Raw genomic sequence first — 23755 nt, forward strand, 5'->3', positions numbered from 1 at the left:
CGACGACGTCAATCGCCATCCCGTCATCCACACATGGTCCTATAAACTCGCCGACGCCGCCTGATAGGATTCGAACCACGAAAACGTTGAACTAGCTCGGGGCCTTCCTCGTCGCAGTCGTGATCTACTGGTGATCGCCTTTGCCGTAACCCAGATCGCCGATAGGACGGAGCGAGCCCTAAGGGTACGCCCCAAGGGGCGGCTCGCTAGGCTCGAATGAGGTGCTGCGGCCGTCAGAAATCTGTATTCCCTCAGCGCTCCTCTGGAGGTTTGTGGTGCCGGAACTGCAACAACAAGAGCAGATCGTAGGCGATCTTCAATGTTCCGCAGATGAGGAGCGGCCAAGCGCGGTACGATGCGGCGAACAGCACCCCTGCCAGCGCCGGGCTGGCGGCCGCGGCAAGGCTGCGCGGCACGGAGGTGAAACTTGCGGCCGCGGCCCGCTCCGCCTCCGTCACCACCGCCATCACGTAGGAAGATCGCGTCGGCACGTCCATCTGCGAAAGCGCGGCGCGGATTGTCAGCAGTAGCAGGACCTGTCGGCTCGAAGCTGGGATTTTGGCCACGTTGAAAGAACGTTGTGGGAATATGGCTGCGGTGATTGACGGTTGAATTCGTGAGGAATGACGGTCTGCTCCGAATTCTGGAGTAGATTGAGGGGTTGAGTCTTTCGAATGAGGATTTGATCGGGCGCTGGAGCCTGAGCTTTTCCGATATGGAATTTGTGAACGGCAAGCCGGCCCCGGCGCGACTGGGATTGGCGGTTCAGCTTAAGTTCTTCGCCGCGCACGCCTTCTTTTTACAGGACCATGCCTCGTTCCCGCCGACAGCGTTTCCTGGCTGGCCAAGCAGCTTGGTGTCGAAGCTGACGCCGTGACCCAGTATGATTTCTCCGGCCGGACTGCGCGCCGGCATTGTGCCGAGATTTTGCAGCATCTCGGCTTTCGACGCTTGAAGCCGTCCGATCGGGAAGAGCTGACGTTGTGGATCGCTGGCGAATTGTGCCCGACCGGGCAATCGGTTGGCACCATGCTCGAGCAGGTTTTTCTGTGGTGCCGGAACCGTTGTATATACGGCCCGTCGCACAAGGAATTGGAACGCCTGGTGCGTTCGCAACGGCAGCAATATCTCGATAGCTGGTTGACCGGGGTGAGCGCTCGCCTCTTTCAGCAGGCACGGTCGCATTGTTGAAGCGTCCATTGCCGATCCGGACGGCCAGACCGGCTTCAACACGATGAGAGCTGATGTCGGCCAGGCGTCGCTTGAAAACATCCTCAGCATAACGGCGAAACTTGCTTTCATTCAGAAACTTGATCTGCCACGGGATATTTTGGCGACGACCGGCAAGACATGGGTGGAACAGATTGTTCGCCGTGTCGCCGGCGAGAAGGCCTGGGAGATGCGGCGGCACGCGCCGGCCAGACAAATCGGCCTCTACGCGATTTATCTTTCGTCACGGCAAGCGCAGCTCACGGACGTGATGGTCGATCTGCTAATCGAGACGGTTCACAAGATCGCAACGCGCGCGAAACGCAAGGTGGTGGGCGATGTCGCGAAGGACATCGAGCGGGTCTATGGCAAGGAAAGATTGCTTGTCGAGATTGCCGTTGCCTCGATTGACGAACCGGCGGGGCGCGTCTGCGATGTCATCCTCCCATCGCCGGCAACGACAGGCTGGCGGCGATCGTCAAGGAAAGCCAGGCGAAAGGGGCTCTCGAGCGGCGCATATATAAGGTGATGCGCTCGTCCTGGGCCAATCATTACCGGCGCATGCTGCCCAGCCTGCTTTCGGTTCTGGAATTCCGGTCGAACAACACCGTGTGGCGCCCGGTTCTGGCGGCGCTGGATTGGATCAGGAGCAAGGTGGATGACGGCTGCCGGATTGTGCCGATGGAGGATGTGCCGAACGACGAGGTTATTCCGGCCAGATGGCGGAGTTCGGTCATCGATGACGATGGCCGTGTGAACCGGATCAGCTATGAGCTTTGCGTTCTCACCCAGTTGCGTGACCGCATCCGCTCCAAGGAGGTTTGGGTTGTCGGCGCGGATCGCTATCGCAATCCTGACGACGATCTTCCCAAGGACTTCGAAATCCGGCGTGACGCCTATTACACGGGCCTGAACCTGACCCCGGACGCGCAAGCGTTCACGACCGGCATCCGCCGGGAGCTTGAGCATGAGTTGCTGCTTCTGAACGAAACGATCCCGCGAAACGACAAGGTCCGGCTGCTATGGCGCGGCGAAAACCGCATCTCGATCACACCGTTCAAGCCTCTGCCGGAACCGAAGAGGCTGGAAGCGATCAAGGGCGAGATCGGTCAGCGCTGGCCGATGACGGGACTGCTCGACGTGCTGAAGGAAGCCGCCCTCGACACCGGTCTGCTGGAGGCCTTCGAAACATCGGCGTCGAGACTTGCCCTGTCGCGCGAGGCGCTGGATCGGCGGCTTCTGTTGTGCCTTTATGGTCTCGGAACGAATGCCGGGCTCAAGCGGGTCGCCGGCGCGACTGCGGATGTCAGCTACGAGGAGTTGCTGCATGTTCACCGCCGCTTCATCCATGCGCCGGCTCTGAGGGAGGCCTGCGCACGGGTGGCGAGCGCGACGCTGGCGAGCCGCGATGCCGCTGTCTGGGGAGACGCGGGGACGGCCTGCGCGTCCGATTCGACAAAGTTCGGCGCGTGGGACCGGAACCTTATGACGGAATGGCATGCCCGTTACGGCGGGCGCGGTGTGATGATCTACTGGCATGTCGAAAAACGCGCGACCTGCGTCTATTCGCAATTGAAACGGTGCTCATCCTCGGAGGTCGCCTCCATGATCGAGGGCGTGCTGCGTCATTGCACAGATATGGAAATCCAGCGCCAGTATGTCGACAGTCATGGTCAGAGCGCCGTCGGTTTCGCATTTTGCCACCTTCTCGGCTTTGAACTCGCCCCACGCCTGAAGGCGATTGCCCGCCAGAAGCTGGCCATCCCGGATGCGGCGATGCGCACAAGGCTGCCGAATCTGCTGCCAGTCCTTTCCGGCACGATCAACTGGGACGAGATTGAGCAGCAATATGACGAGATGGTCAAATATACGGCCGCCATGCAGACGAGAACGGCGGACCCGGAGGCGATTTTGCGCCGGTTTGCCCGTGCCGAAATAATGCACCCGACCTACAAGGCGCTGAGCGAGCTCGGCCGCGCGGTCAAGACGATATTCCTGTGCCGCTGTCTTCGCCAGGAATCGTTCCGTCGAGAAATCCACGAGGGGCTGAATGTCGTCGAGAACTGGAACAGCGCCAACGGCTTTGTCTTCTTCGGCAAGGGCGGCGAGATCGCCACCAATCGGATCGATCAGCAAGAGATCTCTGCCCTGGCTTTGCATCTGCTGCAAGCGTCGCTGGTTTATGTAAACACACGCATGCTTCAGACCGTGCTTGTGGAACCGAAATGGGCTGATCGGATGGCGCCGGAAGACTATCGCGGCTTCACGCCTCTGATCTACAGTCACGTCAATCCTTATGGCCGCTTCGATCTCGACTTGAATAGTCGGATCGATTTTGATCGGCTGGCGGCATAATTCTTGGAGACGATAGTGGTTAAAATTGCTGAAGCATGCCTGAATGTTCTCTACCAACATGGGTTGTCGTCGGCGCAGTTCCAGTTCTGTTTCGAGAGAGCAAAGCATGATCTCCTGGCCGATGACATGGCCTGCGACGCCATCGTTGCGGAGGTTATGCAGTCCATCGATGATCATCCGGATGCGGCAACCTTGTTGGGATTGTTGCTGGATGAGGCCCGAATGGGCGTCGAGAACGATAGCCCATATGGAAAGGCTTTCCTGGAAAATGCAGAGAAGGCGATCAACACTCACATTGCTGCCGGTACTGGCGAGCCACTTCATCGTTTGAAAATCGCTGGCTTGTATCGGCGTGCCGGTCTGCCCGTACCGGACATACTGATGCTCGACCCGGTTGGGGAAAATCCCGCCGACGAGATCCCGATGCCGGATCTTGATGGTGCGCTTGCCGTTTTAGCGGCAGAAGTTGAAGCTGAAGGCGGCGGCGCGTATGAGTTCTTCAGTGGCTTGGATGAAATGTCGGCAGGAATGCCCGAGGAGGTCAAAGCCGCGTTTGTCCGTCATCTGTTGAGGCTCGACAATCCCTTTCTGGAGCGCTGTGCGCTCTATTGGCTGGTGTCCGGCGCATCATTGACGCGAGAGGCCGTGGCTGCCGCCCTGCGCGAAAGGCTCATGCGCGGGAAGCTGGAGCCTGAAACTTTATCCTATTTGCCGATCATTCGCGGCTGGTTGCCGGCGACTGCCGCCCGGGTGGCTATTGATGACATTGGCAAGCTGGCTCGGCGACAAGGTCTTGCCGATGTTTCCAATCAAAACAGGGCGGAGCTGATAGTCAGCGACATCATGGCGACCACCGCTGACGGTGTCGGAGCGCAAGGCCTGACTATTGTCGGAAAACTGCAAGCCCGAACATTTGTCGCGATGATCCTGTTAAAGATCGGATACGGCATCAAAGATGCCTTTGTCATTCGTTGCCGTTCAAAGCGCGAAGCAACCAACATCGTCTCTTATGCCCGCCAGGAAGCAAACGGCGTCCGAATAGATCGAATGACTGCCGAGCTGCTGCTGGAAGCGGCTCTGGCGGATGGGATGGAAAACGGCCATCCACCAGCGCCAGGCTTCATTGACGTCATGGAGGCTTGCAGCTTGAGCCAATTGCGGCCCCAGGAAAGGGATCTGCAGGCTTTGCTGGATTACGTAGATCCGCAAAAGGAAATCCAGAATGCGACAGCGGCAGAGCTGGATCGGATGCTCCGCAACGAGCCTGCACTGGATGCGCTCGTCCCGTTCACCGACAGCTGGTTTGAAGACACAGGAGAAACACGCAGCATCATCCAAGGATCTCGGTCGGCAAGGACTGTTGAAAAAAGAATCTGGGCCTTTCTCGAAGGCCGGCGAGACATTTGGGCGAGACGATTTCTGCAAACCGCGATCATTCTTAAATCGGCGAAGAAGGAGCGGATGTCAAAAGCACTGGTAGCCGCGGCCTTCGCGCTGATGCACAAGCATCCTCTACAAGACATCCCGCTCGTGGAAGATATCGTTATGACCACACTGGACGCGGGCGGCGGATCTCCGTGGTGAGAATTTTGCGTATACCCATCATGAACGCGGCGCGAGCGGCAGGCTGAGGGTATCGCCGCTGCCAGGAAACGTGGCATCTACAAAGGTCGCCCACCGAAGATTGACCGCGCAGAAATCCTGCTTCGCCTCCAAAAGGGTCAGGGACCCAGCAAGATCGCCCGCGATCTCGGCATATCGCGTGGCACGGTCTATCAGGTACGCAACAGTGCTTCCGAATGAGCAAGGCCAACCGCATCACCCGTTTGACATCCGCCGCCTGCGAGCAGATTCAGGCCCGCATGCTTGAGGCTTGCAGACAGATCACCTCAGATCACGGATTGGTCATCGAAAGTGCCGGGTGGCGTGGCCTGGACGCGCCAGACGGTAAGCCTCTCAATCTGGTTAAGGAGATGTTCGCCTTGCTGGCCGAACAATACGGCCTGGAGGCTGCTGACTTCGAACGCGAGTTCATCACTAGCGGTGAGCGCTTCCGCATCACCGGCATTGATCCTCGAAGGCCCAAATACCCTATCTCCGTAGAGCGTATTCCCGATCGCCGCGGCTTCAAGTTCACCGCCGACAATGTTGCCATGCTGCTTAAAGCACAGGTTAAACCCTGACGTTCACCAATCGTTCTTCAACTTGGCCAAAATCCCAGCTTCGAGCCGACAGGGCCTTCCACGAGCCCTGCAAGCCTTGTTGCTGTGTGATGCTGACGCTTTGGGCCAAAAAGATTGCATAGTCCATCGAAGGGAACCAACGCCAGAGGCGAACAAAGACGATAAGCGTTAGCAGGTACTTAGCTATTCGCGCAGGTGGTTTCCAGTTCGATTCCGTTCAAGGCGAAGCCATTCGTGCTCTTTACTCAGACAGCTTCTTGGACCCATGAAAAGTACCGAGCCTACAAGCCGAAGATGCTTTGCCCGTTACGATCTTGCCTTGGATGGACTGATCCTGAAGGCTTCAGTTAACCAGCGGTGCCGACACTGGGTTGCGTTCAGGGTTAATGCCGAAGTTGGCTCGGCGGCGGAAACGACCCAACTGTCATTAACAGTGAGCGCGAAATTCAGAACGTTGGCCCGTGGGCCTGGCCACGCCTTCGTTTTCGTCGGTATGCCCGCCGACAACAGCAACAAGTCTATCGGCGTGTGAACCACATTGAGGAAAACACCACCCAATTGGAAAGTGACGCCTGTAACCAGTGCTGGAAGGACGACGGCGTTACTCAATTGGTTTGGTGTGGGGGATTCGAGGTTCAAACTAGGACAGCCAGCGATAAGAGAAGTGCGGGAACCATCACCACTAGCCCCACCTTCAGAAACGAGCTCGCGCTGACACTAAAGCCCTCCCGGCGAAGCGCAGAGAGCCACAGTATCGTCGCAAGCGAACCTGTCACAGAGAGGTTGGGGCCGAGATCGACGCCAATGAGGACCGCGCCTGCTACACGATCCGAAACCTGCGCGGTTTGAACGGCGCTCCCCGCGAACAGCCCGGCGGGCAGGTTGTTGACGAGGTTTGAGACAAACGCGACGCCGATACCGGCGATTGCGATTGCCCGCGCCTCGGACTGCACGCTAATCGTCCTCAATTCATTGGCAAGCATTGCGGTCATGCCAGCATGATTGATGGCATCGACGATAACGAACAAGCCGGCCACCAGCGGCAGCACGCTCCAGCTCACACCTCGGATAATGCCGATCGGATGTTGCCGGATGATTGTCATAACGAGCAGGGTCGTCAGGACTCCGGCGACAAAGGTGGGCAAGCCGAGGTCGAGATGCATCGCCGATGCCGAGAGGAGCAAGATCGCGGTCAAGATCAGGCCGCCTCCCGCCAGTTTGGCGGATAGGGTCAGTGGCGGGCGATCGACGTGCGGAGCAATCGTGTCACCGGCCAAGGCACGTCTCTGGGACCAGTAAAGCGCCACGAACGTCACGACGATCGACACGACAGAAGGCACCAGGAATATGCCCATCCAACGGGACAGCGGCGGCATTTCTCCGCCCGCGAAGATCACCAGATTGGCAGGATTGGAAATAGGCAGCACAAAGCTTGCGGCATTGGCGATGAATGCGCAGATCAGAAGATAAGGGAGTGGATCCTTTACGTTGGCCGCACGACATGCCGCGTAGACGGCTGGCGTCAGGACAACGGCGGTCGCGTCGTTTGAAAGCAATGCGGTCACGATGATGCCAACGACATAGACAAGCACGAACAGTCGTCGCGAAGATCCCTTGGCGTATGAGGTGGCGATAGCGGCGATCCAGTCGAATAGACCTTCCCGCCGAGCGAGTTCCGACAGCAGCATCATGCCGATTAGAAAGAGATAGACGTCGAAGCCCTTGGTGATCCCTGACCAGACTTCGTCGGGTGGTATGATGCCGAGGATGAGGATCAGCGTTGCCCCGGCGACAGCCCAGACGGCTTCGGGCAGTCGAAAGGGACGGGTGACCACCCCAGCGGCTGTGGCTGCGGCGATGGCTGAGGTATAGAGCGGTGTATTCATGCTTTGCCTCGGATATGAAACTGCTGATCGACGTCCTGGTCCGCGGATCGAGCTCTCATCTGCCCAGCGGCCCCGTTGCGAAGCCTGTCGAACAGTAGATAGATGACGGGGGTCGTATAAAGGGTCAGCAACTGGCTGACCAGCAGCCCGCCGACGACGGCATAGCCGAGTGGTTGGCGCAGCTCGGAACCGGTTCCATGCCCAATGGCGAGCGGGAGACCGCCGAGAAGAGCTGCCATCGTCGTCATCAGTATAGGGCGGAAGCGCATCTCGGCCGCTTTGACGATGGCGTCCTCGCTGTACAGGCCTTCGCCTCGCTCTGCCTGGATCGCGAAATCGACAAGCATGATGCCGTTCTTCGTGACGATGCCGATCAGCAGGATAATGCCGATCATCGCCACGAGACCGAAGTCGAACCCCGCCAACCGCAAGGCCAGCAACGCTCCTAGACCTGCAGAGGGCAGGGTGGATAAGATTGTTAATGGATGAATGAGGCCTTCATAGAGAACGCCGAGAATAATGTAGACTACCACCAGCGACGCCAGGATCAACAACGGCACTGTACCAAGCGAATCCTTGAAGGCCTTGGCGCTTCCGGAGAAACTCGTCTGCAGCGAGACCGGCGGATGCATGTCCGCGACGGCGTTCTCGATTGCCTGTGTCGCCTCCCCAAGTGCCACGTTTGGCGCCAGATTGAACGAGATGGTGACGGCTGGCGACTGGCCCTGATGCGCGATTGAAACCGGAGAGACGCCATCCGTCGTCCATTTCGCAACGACCGAAAGCGGCACCAAGGTGCCGTTATTTGCGCGGACCGAAAGGCGATCAAGCGTTGCAATGTCGCGCTGGAGATTTGGTAGGACCTCCAGCACGACCCGGAACGTATCCGTCTGCGTTGAGTAGGAGGCGACTTGCCGCTGACCGAAGGCGTCGTAAAGCGTCTCATCGATTGTGGACGGGAGGACGCCGTAGAGCGATGCTGCGGCACGGTCCATCTTGATCGACAGATTGGGGGCTTCGGCCTGCTGATCGCTGCCGACATCGCGCAGCGCCGAGATCCCCTGAAGGCGGTTCGTCATCTTCGTTGCCCAGTCGCCCAACTCCTGGATATCGGCGTCCTGCAGCGTGAACTGATACTGGGTCTTGGCCGGGCGTGCTCCGATGTTGATATCCTGCGCCGACTGCATAAACAGCTTGATGCCTTGCTGGGTGGCCAGTGCTGTGCCCAATCTGTCGATGACCTGTTTGGCACTTGCGTCCCGATCTTCCAACGGTTTCAACGTGATGTTGACGTGACCCTGGTTGAGTGCATTGCCACCATTGCCGCCACCGATGTCCATGAACACGCTATAGACGGCCGGATCCTTCATGATGATCGCGCTGACGCGTTCCTGCAGCTTGGTCATTTCCGTGAAGGAGATGTCGGGCGAGGCTTGGGACAGGCCAGCAATGAAGCCGGTATCCTGCTCGGGGAAAAACCCCTTCGGCGCAACAATGAACAGGTAGGCTGTTGCAACAATTTTGCCGATAAAGACGATGAGCGTCAGAAACCTGTGGCGGATGACGGGCTTAAGGCTGCGGATGTAGAGGGCGGTGAGCCGCTCGAAGAAGGCTTCGCCAACCTGATAAAAGCGTCCACGCTGATGTTTGCCGACTGGAGGAATGAACTTCGACGCCAGCATAGGTGTCAGAGTTAGAGAGACAACTGCGGAAATCACGATCGCGACCGTCAAGGTGATCGCGAACGCGCGAAACAGCCGGCCGACAATGCCACCCATTAGGAGGATCGGGATCAACACGGCGATCAGCGAAAGGCTGATCGAGATGATCGTGAAGCCGATCTCGCGAGCACCCGTGCGTGCTGCCTCGAGCGGCTTGACGCCATCCTCGATGTGCCGGGTTATGTTTTCGAGCATGACGATCGCATCATCGACGACAAAGCCGATGGCGACCACGAGTGCCATCAGCGAGAGATTGTCCAGGCTGAAGCCGAGAACCCACATCGGCGCGAGAGAGCCGGCGAGCGCGATCGGCAAAGTCAGCACCGGAATGATGGTGGCGCGCAGGCTTCGCAGGAACAGGAAGATCACGACGACGACAAGGCCGATCGCCAGCATCAGCGTGAATTGGACATCATCGACCGATGCCCTGATCGTGTTGGTGCGGTCCGTCACCAGATCAAGCTTGATAGACTTCGGCAGGGATGCCTGAAGTGCGGGTAGCTGCTTTTTCACCGCATTGACGACGGCAATGACATTGGCACCCGGTTGGCGGAAGACGTCGAGCGCGATGCCGCGCTCGCCGTTCGTCCAATGCGCCATCTTATTATCCTCGGCGCCATCGATTGCCTGACCGATGTCGCGGATGCGAACAGGGCCGCCGTCGCGATAAGCGATGACCGCATCATTCCATTCGGTGCTGCTGTTGATCTGATCGTTGGTATCGATCGGGAAGGTTCGCGTTGGATCGTCGATGTTGCCCTTGGGTGAGCTGAGGCTGAGATTGCCGATCGCGGTTCGAACGTCCTCCAGGGTGACATCCGCCTGAGCCAGCCGACCGGGATCGACGGCTATGCGGATTGCCGGCTTTTGCCTGCCGCCGATGTTGACGAAGGCGACTCCGGAAACCTGGCGGATCTTCGATGCGACGTTGCGTTCGATATATTCGTCGAGTTCCGGAAGGGTAAGGGTATTCGAACTGGCCGAGAGTTGCATGACCGGAGCGTCGGCGGGATTTGCCTTATGTACCGTCGGCAACGACGTCATGTCCTTCGGCAGTTGGCCGGCTGCTTCGCTGACGGCGGTTTGAACGTCGCTCGCCGCTGTCTGGATATCCTGATCGAGGCCGAACTGCACCGTGATTGATGTCGTCCCCAGCGAACTGTTTGATGTCAATTCGGTAATGCCGCTGACACGCGACAGAGCATCCTCGATCGGCTGCGCAACGCTCGCCGCCATCGTCTCCGGTGACGCGCCGGGAAGGTTCGCGGCAATCTGTATGGTCGGGAAGTCGATCTGGGGCAGAGCCGAGACCGGCATGAACGGATAGCAGATCGCTCCAAGCAGGAAGATGCCGCTCATGATCAGACCCGTCGCCACCGGATGCGTGATGAAGAAATCGAAGAACCCAATGGTCCTTGCCGGGCCGATATCTTGCTCGCTGATCATGGCGTTGCCTTCTCGGCGAGCTCACCCGTCGGCGATCCGGACCAGGGGGTGACCGAAACCTTGACGCCATCGCCGATACGCGACTGACCATCCATGACGACCTCATCACCGTCCTGTATGCCGTCGGTCACGAGCGCCTTTGCGTCCGTGACGAAAGCCGTTTTGACCTCCTTCTTTTCGACGTTGCCATCAGGCCTGATGATGTAAGTGTAGAGACCGTCACGGCCTCGAGCGAGCGCCTTATCCGGAACGACGATGCCGGTTCGTTTTTCCACTGTCAGCGTCGTCGCAACCGGGAGGCCCGGCCAGAGAATGCCACCCTTATTGTCGAAGATTGCCTTGAGGTGGATGGAGCCGTTTGAAGCGTCGACGGCATTGTCCAGGGTGGTCAGTTTCCCCTTGGCAAGGATGTGGCTGCCGTCCGTGCTTGTCAGCGTAACCTCGGCGATACCCTGGTTAAGCGCATCCCTGATTTCACCAAACCGGTCGCCCGGTGCTACGAAGGAGACGGCGATGGGGTCCATTTGTGTGATGGTCACGATCCCGTTGGCCGAACTCGCGCTGACAACGCTTCCAACATCGATCTGCTTGAAGCCGGTGCGCCCGGAGAGGGGCGCGGTGACCGTTGCAAATCCGAGTTGGGTCTCCGCGCTCTCGATAATGGCGTCGTCGTACCGCACCGCAGCCGCGTATTGCTCGCTGGACGCCGTTTTCTGTTCGAGCGTCGAGGCGGAAGCGATGCCTTTTTCGGCGAGTGCCGCATAGCGCTGCGCGTCTGTCCGCGCGCTGTTCAACTGCGCTTCGTCCTGAGCTTTTTTTGCCTTCGCGGAGGCCAGCGCCGACAGGAGCTCACGGTCGTCCAGTTTGAGGAGGACCGCTCCCTTCTCCACCATCTGTCCCTCGGCAAAGGGCATGTCGACGACTTGGCCGTCGATACGCGGACGAACGGTGACGGACTGAAGAGGCGCGACGGTGCCTATGCCGTTGATAACCCGGTCGATCGTCTCGGTGTGCGCCTTGATGGCGGTCACTGGAACGACAGCAGTGTCTCCCGCCGACAAGGGACTGGCATGGATGGCGACAACGCTTATCAACGCAACGCCGCACACGCTTTTGCCGGAGGTGGCAAGCCGTTGAACCAAAGGACTTATCATACCTGCCACTCCCTGAAGGTCGACTGATCGCGCCGACGAGGTTGGTTCAACGGCACTCTCAAGTCGCACCAGCCAGCTAATTACTGCACGATTACGGTCTCAATCGTTTGAGGAAGTCCTCAATCGGTCCGCCATGCGGAGGCCGGCGGGGCGGGGAACGAAGCACATCGGTCTTGCCGTCCTGATGGACGATGTAGCTCGCATGCAGAAAACCGTGATCGAAGCGGCCCTGTACACTGACGGTCTCGCCAATGCTGACAAGCTTGCTGTCGTCACCGGCCGGCCCCGTTTCGATCAATGCGCGTCCGCTGTCGTCCTGAACGATGAATTTGTTGCCGAAGATCTCGGCGACCTTGCCCTTTACGGTCACCACACTCAAATCATCATTCAGGCTCGATATGGACACGGGAGTCAAAGGTGCCAACTCGACATTTGGGCGGGTAAACTTCATTGCCGCCGCACCCCCTGCCGCTCCAATGGCGAGGATTGCGACAGCCGCAATGCCAAAGGCAGCAAGGTGCGTGGCAGGTCGGCGTCTCGGCCCTTTGCCCCGACCGTGCTCTGGCGATACTTGGGAAGTGTCGTTTTCGTCGGACATGGTATCGTCTCCAATTTGTTTGATTGGAAAACAATAGTCGGCGTGAGCTCGATCCACGCTGAATGTGGCGGTTCAGTTTCAGTTAAGCAACGTCGCCCTAGTTCATTGGGAACAACCGGTCACAAGCGAGTGTGCGATGCGAGTCCTCCTGGTCGAAGATGATGCCGATCTGTCCAAACGCATTGCGGCGAGCCTGCGGGCGGAAAACTTCGTGGTCGACATCGCCAGGAACGGAGAAGACGCCGAACACGCGGGCCTCACCGAGATTTTCGACGTCGTCGTGTTGGACCTCGGCTTACCTAAAATCGACGGCGTGACGGTGCTTAGGTCCTGGCGGAGCGCGGAACGGACCCTTCCGGTGCTTGTTCTCACAGCGCGGGATGGCTGGCCCGACAAGGTCGCCGCCTTCAAGGCAGGAGCCGACGATTTTCTGACGAAGCCGTTCAAAATTGAGGAACTCATCTTACGTCTTCGTGCCTTGGTGCGGCGGGCCACCGGTCACGCTGCCTCGGTGATCGCCTGCGGAGACCTTTCGTTCGACGCGCAACTGGGAACGTTCGAACTTGCCGGCCTTCCACTGAAGCTGACGGCATTCGAATGGCGAGTCCTCTCCTGCCTGATCCTTCGCAAGGACGTGATCGTGGATAGGCGCGAACTCATCGAGCGGGTCTACGAGGGAGACGCGGACGTAGATTCCAATTCGATAGAAGTGATCATCGCCAGGCTGAGGCGCAAGATCGGCGCCGGTAGGATCGAGACCGAGAGGGGACGCGGCTACATGTTGAGGACCGGCCAGTGAAGCTACCGTTGCCGTCACCGCGCAAAACAATTGCCGGTCGCCTGATCGCGTTTTCGATGTTCTACGCCATGGCGGCATTGATCGTCGCCGCTTTTGTCCTCTGGTTCATCGTCGCGGCTGTGGTCAGGCAACAGGTCGATCAGCGCCTCGATCTCCAAATCGATGCTGTTCGCAGCACTCTGGTTCTAGGACCCGATGGCGTATTTGGCCTATCAGGTAATCTTGATGGTCCTCCCTTCGATCGAACTGGCTCGGGTTGGTACTGGCAGGTCACCGCGGATGGCCGGCATCTATCCTCAAGATCACTTGATGGCGGTAGTATTGCCAGTCCGCCGCGAGCGCTTGACTGGAAAAGGCTCTTTATGGGCAAGCCACAGCCGGCGGTGGGGTCTGGAGATAATGGCGAAGCACTGTACTTTCGTGTGGCGCGGACCTTCGTGAGTGGCAAGGCAGTCGAGATCCTCGCGTCCGCCCCAAAGGTCGCGCTGACGGCTCCCGCTGCAAGAGCGCTCGCACTTCTGGTGCCGGCGATGCTGGCTCTTGGCGCCATTCTCGGCGTGGGGATTTTGTTTCAGGTTCGATATGGTCTCTTGCCGCTGCGTGCGTTGTCGGGACAGATTTCAGAAATTTCGTCAGGGCGGCTCCGTGAACTGCCGCAAACCGAAGTCGATGAGCTTCGCCCCGTCATTGGGGAAATCAATCGTCTGGTCGAGCACAATCGCAAGCGGCTTGCCGAGACCCGGCTCCAGTTTGCCAATCTGGCGCATGGACTGAAAACGCCGGTCGCGAGCCTTTATCTCGCGCTCGATGGCAAAAACGACCCGACCGGCGAGGCGCGACACCTTGTTGGTCGAATTGATCGAAGGATTCGACACCATTTGGGAAGGGCGAGGGCTGGAGTTTCGGAGGCGGGATTGGCTTCGTCGACAGATCTTCGGTCGCGCGTGGACGACATAGTGCAGATGATGTCGAAGCTTTATGCAGAGCGACGCCTTAGTGTCGTTACAACCGTCGGTTCCGATCTCCGCATAAGCTGTTCAGCGGAGGATACTGACGAGGTTCTCGGTGGGATCATCGACAACGCGTTCAAATGGGCGGCAAGCTCAGTTCGAATAACAAGCACCGCCGAAGGCGCTATGGTGCTGATCTCAATAGAGGACGACGGGCCAGGTATTGAGCAAAGCCGGATCGCCGAAGCGATGAAACCGGGCGTCAGGCTTGACGAGACCGTTGCGGGTGACGGCTTCGGGTTGTCGATCGCCAAAGAGGTCGCCGAGCTTTACGGCGGGTACGTCAAATTGCAAGCCAGGCCAGAAAACGGACTTATTGCCGTCGTGGCGTTACCAGATGCACATGCGCGCGATTTTGCGCGGTCTTCGTGAGGGCGCTTATCCTAGCCAACGCTCCCGGGTACTTGGATTCGAACCTCACCAAAAGCAAGGCAGTGCCAACTCCGATGGTTCCAGACACAGGCAGAGCCAAATGCTGAGTCTGTTTTAGCTCTGGCGGTTTTCCCAGAGTGTTGTTTGTCGCAAACGTCGGTCGACCCATCCCGAGGATGTGGCCACCGAGTGTTCATAGGCGCCGAACAGGGATGCGGGGTTCACAGGTGCTTGGCAGCCGTTCGTCACAATCTGCCGTCCTCTTTTTCGCCCGAGAGCATGACCAACATTCGGCTGAAAGGGTTCCAAAGCCGCAATGAGTTCGATCAATACATCGCCGAACTAGAAGAAGACTTCGATGTAGATATTGAGGAGTCTGAAGAACCGGACGAGCTAGAGGCTGCAAGGAAGAGATCGTGTGGCTGCGCAGGGAAGTAGCCGACCTCCGGCAGCGGCTAGCCGTCATCCGCGCACAGACGGAAGGAACAGTTAACAGCGAAAATCCCAATCTGTGGCCTGGAACTGCAACAACATTGGCGGCTATTTTTATGCTGGGGAAGATCGTACAGCATCTTCGGCGGGGCGATCTGCAGTTCGACTATTGCGGACCAAGGTGAGGCTGCGCCGATGCCTTCGGCAGCGTGTCACGGCGCATCTTCAAGGGGAGCCATGAATCCAAGAGTTCACGGCGTCCTCGAACCTGAAAAGGGAGCTCAAACAGCCTGCGCAACTGAGAGCGGCGCGATCTCTTGAGGACGTTCTTTTTTCCCTTTAATGACACTTCGAAGCTCGTGCAAAATTTGCGGCGATTACCGGGCTTCTCAACTCGGATCGCCAATTTATTCTTCCTTTCCGCATTGTTAGCAGCAACGTTGCGGGAGTGCTAATTTTTTTGTTTCCTCCCCTTGAAATCGAAAAATCCCAAAACCAGATCATTTCGCGCAAAAAGCTCGATCGAGGTTTTGCACCCGCCCGGACTGGTCATCCGGTCCGGCCAGGGGAACAACGTTACTATTGATTGTCCATCGGAGGAAAACATGTCGTTCCGACCACTTCACGATCGCATTCTCATCCGCCGGGTCGAATCGGAAGAAAAGACCAAGGGCGGTATCATCATTCCGGACACCGCCAAGGAAAAGCCGCAGGAGGGGGAGGTTATCGCCGTTGGCCCCGGCGCGCGCAGTGATGCCGGCCAGATCCAGGCACTCGATGTCAAGGCCGGCGACCGTATCCTGTTTGGAAAATGGTCGGGCACCGAGATCAAGATCAATGGCGAAGATCTCCTGATTATGAAGGAAAGCGATGTCATGGGCATCATCGAAACCCAGGCCGAGTAGAAGACTGCTTGAGCCATCTACCCGAAATCATCAGTCAGATAGCTGCCTATTGAGGAGTTGAAGAAATGGCTGCGAAAGAAGTCAAATTCCACACCGATGCACGTGAACGCATGCTGCGTGGGGTCGACGTGCTCGCTAATGCCGTGAAGGTTACGCTCGGCCCGAAGGGCCGCAACGTCGTGATTGACAAGTCCTTCGGCGCTCCGCGCATCACCAAGGACGGGGTCACCGTCGCCAAGGAAATCGAGCTCGAAGACAAGTTCGAGAACATGGGCGCGCAGATGCTGCGCGAAGTCGCTTCCAAGACCAACGACATCGCTGGCGATGGCACGACAACCGCGACGGTGCTTGCCCAGGCCATCGTAAAGGAAGGCGCCAAGGCGGTTGCTTCAGGCATGAACCCAATGGATCTGAAGCGGGGCATCGACCTTGCCGTCGAGGCCGTCGTCAAGGAACTGAAGACCAACGCCCGCAAGATATCCAACAATTCCGAGATTGCCCAGGTTGGTACCATTTCTGCCAATGGCGATGCAGAAGTCGGCCGATTTCTTGCCGAGGCGATGGAAAGGGTCGGAAATGAAGGCGTCATTACGGTGGAAGAAGCCAAGACCGCAGACACCGAACTCGAAGTCGTCGAAGGCATGCAGTTCGACCGTGGCTATCTCAGCCCCTACTTCGTGACCAACCCGGACAAGATGCGGGTTGAGTTCGAGGATCCCTATATCCTCATACATGAAAAGAAGCTGTCGAATCTGCAGGCCATGCTGCCCATCCTTGAAGCCGTAGTACAGTCGGGGAAGCCGCTCCTTATCATCGCTGAAGACGTCGAAGGCGAAGCGCTGGCAACGCTCGTCGTCAACAAGCTGCGCGGTGGCCTGAAGATCGCTGCCGTCAAGGCTCCGGGCTTCGGCGATCGCCGCAAGGCGATGCTGGAAGATATAGCCATCCTGGCGGGCGGCACTGTCATCTCCGAAGACCTCGGCATCAAGCTCGAGAATGTGACGTTGAACATGCTTGGCCGGGCAAAGAGGGTTACCATCGAGAAGGAAAACACGACGATTATCGACGGCGTCGGCTCGAAATCTGAGATCGACGCGCGTGTTGCCCAGATCCGGGCCCAGATCGAAGAAACCACCTCCGACTACGACCGCGAAAAACTGCAGGAACGCCTTGCCAAGCTCGCTGGCGGCGTTGCCGTCATCCGCGTCGGTGGCTCGACAGAAGTCGAGGTGAAGGAAAAGAAGGATCGCGTCGACGATGCACTGCATGCGACGCGGGCCGCCGTCGAGGAAGGTATCCTGCCGGGTGGTGGCGTGGCGCTGCTGCGCGCTGTCAATACTCTCGACGGACTAAAGACCGACAATGACGACCAACGCGTTGGCGTTGATATTGTCCGGCGGGCGATCGAGGCGCCGGTTCGCCAAATCGCTGAGAATGCTGGAGCGGAAGGCTCGATCATTGTGGGCAAGCTGCGCGAGAAAAGCGAGTTCTCGTTTGGCTGGAATGCTCAAACTAACCAATATGGCGACCTTTATGCCCAGGGTGTTATCGATCCGGCCAAGGTCGTGCGCACGGCACTTCAGGATGCCGCTTCGGTTGCCGGCCTGCTGGTGACGACCGAGGCCATGATCGCCGAAAAGCCGAAGAAGGAAGTCCTTCCCGCTTTACCTCCGGGCGCCGGAATGGACTTCTGATGCGACCAAAGAGGCCTGCCCTCGGGTGGGCCTCCCCTTCACATGATCAAACTATTCAAGTTCCATCGGTGAAGATCTATGGAGTCAACGATGAGAAAGGAAAGCATTAGCAACTCGATACCGGAGGAAGCCACGGCAGCGATCAGCGCCGCGCATCTGCTTCATCCGGCTAAACATTTCGAACACCCGCGTGATGTGCTTGCGGCCCCTGGCATCGGCAAGCAAGAGAAGCGGGCCATTCTTGCCTCTTGGGCATCCGACATCTTTGCCGTCGAGTCCGCTCCGGCCCTTCGCCTTTATCCCGGGTCGAACAAAGCGGTCTCCTATGATGAGATCATTGAAGCGTTGAAGGCATTGGACGAGGACGGCCAGCGATCTGTAGGCCAGGACCCATCCGGTTCCTTCAATCAACCGCATCGCCGACAACGGCAAACACGCGGGTTTGGCGGCTTTGGCCTATGTAGCTACCGGAAAGGAGACCGTCGCCCACCACCGCTTGAGATATAGGCCGTGCTTGCTGCCGCGCCGCTTTGAGGACGCGGACCTGATTTTTGCCGACGACTCTTTGCTCAATAGCGGAGGTTTTGCCGATGAAGATCGCACAGATAGCGCCGCTCGCTGAAAGTGTTCCGCCCAAGCTCTATGGAGGAACCGAGCGGATTGTCTCCTATCTTACAGAGGAACTTGCCGCCCAAGGCCACGACGTAACTCTTTTCGCCAGCGGCGATTCAGTGACGGGCGCCAAGCTCGTGGCGTGCTCGGACGTCGCGTTGCGGCTCAACCCGGCCGTCAAGGATAACCTGCCGCATCAGATCGTAATGCTGGACGAGTCCGCCGGCGTGCGCAGGAATTCGATATACTCCACTTCCATATCGATCTCCTACATTTCCCACTGATCCGCGATTTTGCCGACCGTACCATCACTACGCTTCATGGGCGGCTCGATCTTCCGGATTTAAAGCCATTCTATAAAGCTTTTCCCGACATTCCGCTGGTCTCGATCTCCAACGATCAGCGCCGGCCGATGCCGCCGGTCAACTGGTCCGGAACAGTTTATCATGGACTGCCGGTTAATCTGCTGCCCTTTACGGAAAAGCCGAAGGGCAACTATCTCGCGTTCCTCGGACGAATATCGCCCGAGAAGCGGCCGGACCGAGCAATCCAGATTGCTGTGAAAGTCGGCATGCCGCTGAGAATCGCAGCCAAGATCGATGATGCCGACAAGGCCTATTGGGAAACAGTGATCGAACCGATGGTCAGGAGCCATCCGAATGTCGAATTCATCGGCGAGATCAACGAGCATCAGAAAGCCGACTTCCTCGGCAACGCCCGCGCGCTGCTGTTCCCGATCGACTGGCCTGAGCCCTTCGGGCTGGTCATGATCGAGGCCATGGCGTGCGGCACGCCAGTCATCGCCTTCCGCTGTGCGCTGGTCGATAGCGTCGAGGAAGCAGTGGAACACATCGAATGGGTGCTGCGCTTCGATCGCCGCAGGGTTCGGGCTACTTTTGAGAAGCGTTTCACAGCTGAGCGAATGGCTCAGGACTATCTCAGCCTCTATCGACAATTGCCTGGCACCCTGACGAAAGCCGCGCGGCTTCGCCCCATCAAAGGCCAAGCAGTCGATCTACAGATCGTCGCTTAGAAAGGCCTAGGCCTTTAGCGATCGCTTCCGCGGACGGTATTCGACTGCACCCTGAAGAGCGGCTCGCCCTCCCGCGGCGGCGCATGCGCACCATTCGTTCACGCAAGGGTGGGAATACGACACAGGCGTTGGAAGACGTCCGCGTCATTCCTTGAAACCGAATATAATTACGGCGAAAATTAACTTTTTATGGGTAATTCCATTTCTCTTGAAAGCGCAAACCGCTGAATTATATTAGTATTGTTCGATTGCCCAATTGGGATCGACAAGTCCAGGAGACGCCACGTGCTCTTGGCGTCTCCTTGTATCCATGTTGCTTATAAGGAGGATATGGCTATGAGGACAAACCTCGATTTTTCCCCCTTGTTCCGATCGAGTATCGGTTTCGACCGCATGCTAAATGCGCTCGAGGCCGCAAGCCGCACCGAGATGGTCGACAACTGGCCTTCGTATGACATCGTCAAGACAACTGAGGACGATTACCGCATTGCTATGGACGTGGCGGGCTTCTCGCCGGACGAACTGACGATCACCCAGGAGCAGAACATGCTTTTGGTCTCCGGCCAAAAGACAAACGGTGAAGAGGTCCATTACCTGCATCGCGGCATTGCGAGCCGCTCGTTCCAGCGTCGGTTCGAGCTTGCCGACCACGTCAAGATCGTCGGTGCTGGCCTCGCCAACGGTCTGTTGACCGTCGATCTCAAGCGCGAAATCCCTGAAGAGATGAAGCCGCGCGAGATCGAAATAAAGACCAACATCGCTCTGCCGAAGGCGGAGAGCAGACAGATCGAGGCCGAGAAGGCGGCTTAGGCTCCCGATAGCAGAGTAAAAGCGCCGGGCCACGTCCGGCGCCTCCAGGAATTCCCCGAATTGTACAAACAGAAAGGAGAAAACCATGAGTGTTCGTGATCTGATACCCTGGGGCCGCGATAACGGCAACCAGGTTCCAAGTCTCTTCCGCGATGACGACCGTGATCCCTTCCTGTCGCTTCATCGCGAGGTGAACCGTCTTTTCGACGATGCATTCCGAGGCTTCGGTTCCGGCCTGCGATCCGTCGGAAGCGGCTCCGCTTTTGGAGCCGGCTGGCCAAGTGTCGAAATCTCCGACACTGACAAGGAGATCAAGGTGACGGCCGAAGTGCCCGGGCTGGAGGAAAAAGACATCGAGGTCCTGCTCAATGATGGCGTGCTGACGCTGAAGGGCGAAAAACGTTCCGAGAGCGAGGATAACAATCGGCAGTTCTCCGAGCGCTATTATGGCCGGTTCGAGCGCCGCATCCCCCTCGGCGTCGAGGTCAAGGAGGACCAGGTCGATGCGCATTTTAAGAACGGCGTACTGACCGTCAGCTTGCCGAAAAGCGAGAAGGCACAGTCGCAGGTCAAGCGGATCGCTATCAAGAGCTAATCAGTCCGACGCTATGGCGGCCGCGGGTATAAACTGCGGCCGCTCCAGCCAATTTTGCAGTTAGCTTGAGTTCTTCTACGCGATTGTCGAGTCAACTGGACTGTGAAGGCGCTATGCACACGTGGAAGCGCCCGCCGCCCGTAGATGAGTTCGGGCGGCGGGCATGGTCGCCCTTATAAACTGAACGACACGGTGGGCCGACCAACCCGGCCAGGACGCCAAACCAAATAAGCGAAACGTTGTTCCCATCTGATGTTCAACGTGATGGAGCAGTCGCGTGTGCTTGGAAAGAGGAATGAAAGCAAATGTTCGACACGAAGTTTGCCAAAAGCAGCGATGCACCGGCGCGATTCTGCCAATCACCCGGGTTCATCGACGTTCAAAGGCAATGGACGACTTTTCCGGTCCAGGTGAAAAGCAATCATGTCGCGATTGGCGTAGTGTATCAGCAGCGTCTCGTAAAAGGCTGCCAGAATGTGTTCTGCCAATTCGGTGTCTAAGCTCCCCTTGCGAAGTAAGGTAGGTTTCCGCTCCTGCTCCAGCACTTGTTGCTCGCATTCGGCGATATGGTGATCGACCATCTTAAGGTCGGCTTGGGTGAACATCTCCTCCCCTTTCAGCCTAGGCTGAGTGTCGCCGGGAAGTGAAAGCGTAGCAAAATGCTCTTCTGGAACTCCGTGTAACGATCATGGTTTGGTATCAGGAGGATGCGAAGATGACGCTGCAATGGTGGACCGTGCCCGTGACGATCGAAACGCGCCGGGTTGGTCGATATGTTACCATCAACAGCACCGAAAAAGCAGCCGAATATATGCTCGAGGAATGGCCGGGAAGCCAAAACGAAACGTCATTCCTCGTAGCAAAACAGGCTTTGATCGATGCTCACGAGGGTAAGATTTCAGCACAAGAAACGCGCCGCGCATTCTTAGCCGCGGCGGAAGACGCTCGAATCTTTTTCTTCAACCAATGAGACAAAAACGGCAGGGAAACGGGAGAGGTCCCTGCCGTGCTAAAGAGCTGCTGTTGACGGATGAAAGGGCGGAACGTCAACGCAGCTTGCCGCGCCGTGAGAGTGGCGGCTGGCGAGTAAGGCAATGGACTCGCCACTTGTCAAACATCTACCCGCTTCATTTGCTCCGCCAAAGACGCATCAGAGATCGATTTCCACTATAAGTACTTGTTCGTCAGAAGGTGTTGATGATGCCACTTGTGAGGGAGAACAACCACTGAAGCGACCCGGAGCGCGATGCTCGCGGCCGCAAAAGAGAGCGGTGTGCAGGAAATGGGGAATGAGGTCGTGCAGGGCATCCGTTCGCGACTGTTTTCCCGTCCAATGCGATTTGTCTAGAAGCTGTGCGCCAAGCTTTTAGTTTGACGGTCATCAATTGTGTGAGTTCCTGGCGGCAAGGGCTCGTCTTGTCTGCCGAGCAACTTGTTTGATTGCCTCATATGCACTGCCGTTCCTCCCAGAAGCCCACGAGAAGTCGCAACCGCGTCTGGAGTAAAGCAAGAGCGTTCCCGGTGACCGCGACCATGGCCCGATGCTGGCATCGCCGCTTGACCCTTTGGTTTGCACGCACCTAAAATTGGGTATGAGCGAGTCCGAAATTCCTCTCACAGGCGGCGCAGATTCGAATGTTGTCCGGATAGGCGACACGGTCCGGCGGCGTGGCCGGGCGTGGTCTTCTGCCGTTCTGAATCTACTTCGCCACATTGAACACCAGGGATTTGAGGGAGCGCCCCGTGCGTACGGCTTCGATGATCAAGGACGCGAATGTCTCACTTACATCGAAGGTGAAGTTGGCTTAGGCAAAGGATTCATTCCTGATCAATATGGCCGCTTCGACGTCCGGCTTCCTGATTACGTGTGGAGTGACCGGGCCCTTGTCCATTTAGGGAAATTGCTGCGATCCTACCACGACGCTGCAGCAAGCTTCCTTTGGAATGACCGCAACTGGCGTATTGAACCTCGCGAGCCCGTCGAGACGATCTGTCACAATGATTTGTCACCGTGGAATACCGTCTTCCAAGCCGGGCTTCCTGTAGCGTTTATCGATTGGGACGCTGCAGCACCAGGACCGCGCTCTTGGGACCTTGGTTTCATTGCGTGGCGTTGGGTGCCTTTTTGGCGTGATGGCAAATGCGAAGCGCATGGCTTGCCGAAAGGCGTCCGCGAGAAAGCGCGACGCTTCCAGTTGTTCCTAGACGCCTACGGGATAGAGCCCGACATTGAAATCATGAGGGCAGCAATCGAAAGGGTGCGGCAAATGCAGGAGCACATGCGCAATCTCGCTGCATCCGGCTCTCCATGGGAAATGGAATTGGAACGCCGCGGCGTACTTAATGAAGGAGCGCTCGAAATCGCTTGGATGGAAGAACATGCACGGGAATTGGTGCAGCGATTTAGTGCGTCGTCATAGGTCTGGATCAGACTGCGCGATCAAGCCAACACCCGGCAAGGTGCGAACGACACACCGGTTATAATGGTCTCGGAATCAAATCGCAAACGCCGCCTGAGCACGAGATCGCGATAGGCCCTTGAAGGCTCGGCGAGCAGTTCCAATATCATTTTCAGGCTTATGAGTGGCATGGAAAGGAGGAAGAAAATGCCGCTGAACGATATTCCGTGGGATCGTCCGGTAACGATCCGCCTCCAGTGCGGTTTGGAACGCACCTTCACCGGCGTCTATGATGCGCTGGATTTTCTCGAGAACGAATGGCCATTGCGACATGGAGAGCGCCACAAGCGTGCCATGAAAACCTGTCGCGGTGCACTCAATGGCGCCATTCCGGCGCTGATCGCTCGGGAAGCATTCATGGCCGCTTGCCTTGAAGCGGGAATGGCAACCGTGATGACCACGTCAAAAATGAAGCCGCATACTTACCCAGCCGCAGCCAAACGGATCAGTGCGATTTAATGTGGCATCTTAGGTCCCGCTCG

The 23755-nt window shown here is 57.7% G+C and carries 18 protein-coding genes and 3 pseudogenes; 15 read left to right on the top strand and 6 right to left on the bottom strand.

The annotated features are described in order from the left end of the window. Positions 1–251: 251 nt before the first annotated feature. A pseudogene (locus GGD50_RS30515) lies at positions 252–533 on the bottom strand (MFS transporter); the annotation flags it as partial. A gap of 182 nt (positions 534–715) precedes the next feature. Here GGD50_RS30515 and GGD50_RS30520 point away from each other — a divergent pair. The 4 genes and pseudogenes from GGD50_RS30520 to GGD50_RS30535 all read left to right on the top strand — a co-directional run bounded on the left by GGD50_RS30520 (position 716) and on the right by GGD50_RS30535 (position 5747). Further along, a pseudogene (locus GGD50_RS30520) lies at positions 716–3564 on the top strand (Tn3 family transposase). Between the two features lie 15 nt (positions 3565–3579). After that, complete coding sequence (locus GGD50_RS30525) at positions 3580–5148, top strand: hypothetical protein (RefSeq protein ID WP_107107276.1); 1569 nt, start codon at positions 3580–3582, stop codon at positions 5146–5148. Positions 5149–5265: 117 nt separating this feature from the next. After that, positions 5266–5367, top strand: a complete 102-nt coding sequence (locus GGD50_RS33065; RefSeq protein ID WP_245407423.1) for a helix-turn-helix domain-containing protein — start codon at positions 5266–5268, stop codon at positions 5365–5367. After that, positions 5364–5747 (top strand): hypothetical protein, encoded by a 384-nt coding sequence (locus GGD50_RS30535; protein WP_107107275.1) that lies wholly within the window; start codon positions 5364–5366, stop codon positions 5745–5747. The genes GGD50_RS33065 and GGD50_RS30535 overlap by 4 nt, the downstream gene beginning before the upstream one ends. Before the next feature lie 635 nt (positions 5748–6382). Here GGD50_RS30535 and GGD50_RS30540 read toward each other — a convergent pair. The 4 genes from GGD50_RS30540 to GGD50_RS30555 all read right to left on the bottom strand — a co-directional run bounded on the left by GGD50_RS30540 (position 6383) and on the right by GGD50_RS30555 (position 12552). Next, complete coding sequence (locus GGD50_RS30540) at positions 6383–7633, bottom strand: arsenic transporter (protein ID WP_107107274.1); 1251 nt, start codon at positions 7631–7633, stop codon at positions 6383–6385. Further along, entirely contained in the window at positions 7630–10800 is a 3171-nt protein-coding gene (locus GGD50_RS30545) for an efflux RND transporter permease subunit (protein ID WP_245407421.1), read from the bottom strand. The genes GGD50_RS30540 and GGD50_RS30545 overlap by 4 nt, the downstream gene beginning before the upstream one ends. Next, on the bottom strand, positions 10797–11954 hold the full coding sequence (locus GGD50_RS30550; protein WP_107107273.1) for an efflux RND transporter periplasmic adaptor subunit: 1158 nt from the start codon (positions 11952–11954) through the stop codon (positions 10797–10799). Before GGD50_RS30550 ends, GGD50_RS30545 begins: the two co-directional genes overlap by 4 nt. Before the next feature lie 91 nt (positions 11955–12045). Then, positions 12046–12552, bottom strand: a complete 507-nt coding sequence (locus tag GGD50_RS30555; RefSeq protein ID WP_107107272.1) for a hypothetical protein — start codon at positions 12550–12552, stop codon at positions 12046–12048. Positions 12553–12688: 136 nt separating this feature from the next. Here GGD50_RS30555 and GGD50_RS30560 point away from each other — a divergent pair, with 136 nt between their 5' ends. From GGD50_RS30560 to GGD50_RS30595, 8 genes and pseudogenes are all read left to right on the top strand, one after another. Further along, on the top strand, positions 12689–13351 hold the full coding sequence (locus tag GGD50_RS30560; protein ID WP_107107278.1) for a response regulator transcription factor: 663 nt from the start codon (positions 12689–12691) through the stop codon (positions 13349–13351). After that, positions 13348–14733 (top strand): sensor histidine kinase, encoded by a 1386-nt coding sequence (locus GGD50_RS30565; RefSeq protein WP_245407420.1) that lies wholly within the window; start codon positions 13348–13350, stop codon positions 14731–14733. The genes GGD50_RS30560 and GGD50_RS30565 overlap by 4 nt, the downstream gene beginning before the upstream one ends. Positions 14734–15770: 1037 nt before the next feature. Beyond that, entirely contained in the window at positions 15771–16070 is a 300-nt protein-coding gene (gene groES / locus GGD50_RS30570; protein ID WP_107107270.1) for a co-chaperone GroES, read from the top strand. Positions 16071–16135: 65 nt separating this feature from the next. Continuing rightward, positions 16136–17764: a chaperonin GroEL gene (gene groL / locus GGD50_RS30575; protein WP_107107269.1), complete on the top strand. Its 1629-nt coding sequence runs from the start codon at positions 16136–16138 to the stop codon at positions 17762–17764. A gap of 90 nt (positions 17765–17854) precedes the next feature. After that, entirely contained in the window at positions 17855–18271 is a 417-nt protein-coding gene (locus tag GGD50_RS30580; RefSeq protein WP_107107268.1) for a hypothetical protein, read from the top strand. A gap of 83 nt (positions 18272–18354) precedes the next feature. Continuing rightward, positions 18355–19409, top strand: a pseudogene (locus tag GGD50_RS30585) (glycosyltransferase family 4 protein). Positions 19410–19745: 336 nt separating this feature from the next. After that, complete coding sequence (locus tag GGD50_RS30590) at positions 19746–20219, top strand: Hsp20 family protein (RefSeq protein ID WP_107107267.1); 474 nt, start codon at positions 19746–19748, stop codon at positions 20217–20219. An 85-nt stretch (positions 20220–20304) separates the two neighbouring features. Next, positions 20305–20814 (top strand): Hsp20/alpha crystallin family protein, encoded by a 510-nt coding sequence (locus GGD50_RS30595; protein WP_107107266.1) that lies wholly within the window; start codon positions 20305–20307, stop codon positions 20812–20814. Positions 20815–21173: 359 nt separating this feature from the next. On the opposite strand, the gene GGD50_RS30600 is transcribed toward GGD50_RS30595, so the two are convergent. Further along, positions 21174–21419, bottom strand: a complete 246-nt coding sequence (locus GGD50_RS30600; protein ID WP_107107265.1) for a hypothetical protein — start codon at positions 21417–21419, stop codon at positions 21174–21176. Positions 21420–21529: 110 nt separating this feature from the next. Between GGD50_RS30600 and GGD50_RS30605 the strand changes: the two genes are divergently transcribed. The 3 genes from GGD50_RS30605 (at position 21530) to GGD50_RS30615 (ending at position 23732) form a co-directional block, all read left to right on the top strand. Continuing rightward, positions 21530–21784, top strand: coding sequence for a DUF982 domain-containing protein (locus tag GGD50_RS30605; protein ID WP_181316010.1), 255 nt, complete (start codon positions 21530–21532; stop codon positions 21782–21784). A gap of 622 nt (positions 21785–22406) precedes the next feature. Next, positions 22407–23234 (top strand): aminoglycoside phosphotransferase family protein, encoded by an 828-nt coding sequence (locus GGD50_RS30610; RefSeq protein ID WP_107107277.1) that lies wholly within the window; start codon positions 22407–22409, stop codon positions 23232–23234. A gap of 186 nt (positions 23235–23420) precedes the next feature. Further along, positions 23421–23732: a DUF982 domain-containing protein gene (locus GGD50_RS30615; RefSeq protein ID WP_107107263.1), complete on the top strand. Its 312-nt coding sequence runs from the start codon at positions 23421–23423 to the stop codon at positions 23730–23732. The last annotated feature ends 23 nt before the right edge of the window (positions 23733–23755 follow it).

It is taken from the genome of Martinezella paranaensis (assembly GCF_014200235.1).
In the GTDB taxonomy this organism is placed as follows: domain Bacteria; phylum Pseudomonadota; class Alphaproteobacteria; order Rhizobiales; family Rhizobiaceae; genus Rhizobium; species Rhizobium paranaense.